Consider the following 1,041-nt stretch of genomic DNA (forward strand, 5'->3'; position numbering starts at 1 on the left):
TCGGCCTCAAGGCGAGTGGCGGCGCCATGGCGATTGGTGACTTCATGCGACCGGGCGTCGTCGCCGCCACCGGCATCGACGCCGCCCAGCCTTTGCTCGACGGCACCGCCGATCTGGTCGGGCCGGTTGGCCTCTTCACCAACTTCGTCCAGATCATGATCATGCTGGTCGCCTGGCTCATCGTCGTGCTCGCCTTTTTCATCCTTGCGATCCAGATCTTCGTGACCTTGCTCGAATTCAAGCTCGTGACCCTCGCCGGCTTCATATTGCTGCCTTTCGCCTTCTTCGGCCGCACCGCTTTCATGGCCGAACGCGTGCTCGGCCACATCGTCTCGTCGGGCATCAAGCTGCTGGTGCTCGCGGTCATTACCGGCATCGGCACGACGCTTTTCAGCCGCTTCATGAACGCCGGTCTCGGCGCCGATCCCGACATCGAGCAGGCCATGGCGATCGCGCTCGGTGCGCTGACATTGCTTGGGCTTGGAATATTTGGTCCCGGCATCGCGAATGGCATCGTCGCGGGCGGCCCGCTGCTCGGCGCCGGAGCCGCGGCTGGCACCGCCGTTGCCGCTGGTGCGACGCTCGCGGCGGGGGCTGCCGGTGCGACACTGGCCACGGGCGCTGCGGCGACGATGGCACGCGGGGCGGCAGCGAGCGGAGCGCGCACTGCGGGAAGGACCTCGGCCGCCTATGCCGCCGGCGCGGCCGGGAAGAGCGGTGCTGGTTCGGTGGGAGCGGGCCTCGCCAATGTCGGACGGTCCGCCGCGAGCGCCGCCGCCGCACCCGCCCGGCAAGCGGCCGATCGCGTTCGCGCGGCTTTTGCCGAAGGACGGGATGGCGGGTCGGGTGGCGCCTCTTCCCGATCGGTCAGCGATAGTCCGCCGCCCTGGGCCGCGGCCATGCGCCGCCGCCAGGCTGATCTGCCCCCTTCTGAGTGGTCCAAAATTGATGATATTTTGGATTACGAAGGAGATTATGAATGCCGAGCAAGAAGCATCGCCCGGAAGAGATTATTGGCAAGCTGCGTGAAGCGGAGGTTGT

General features: G+C 67.0%; 1 pseudogene. It reads left to right on the forward strand.

Annotated elements, in window-relative coordinates:
* Window positions 1–914: pseudogene (gene trbL, locus CDQ91_RS20885) on the forward strand (P-type conjugative transfer protein TrbL); the annotation flags it as partial.
* Window positions 915–1,041: the final 127 nt, after the last annotated feature.

This window comes from Sphingopyxis witflariensis, assembly GCF_002205635.1.
Classification (GTDB): domain Bacteria; phylum Pseudomonadota; class Alphaproteobacteria; order Sphingomonadales; family Sphingomonadaceae; genus Sphingopyxis; species Sphingopyxis witflariensis.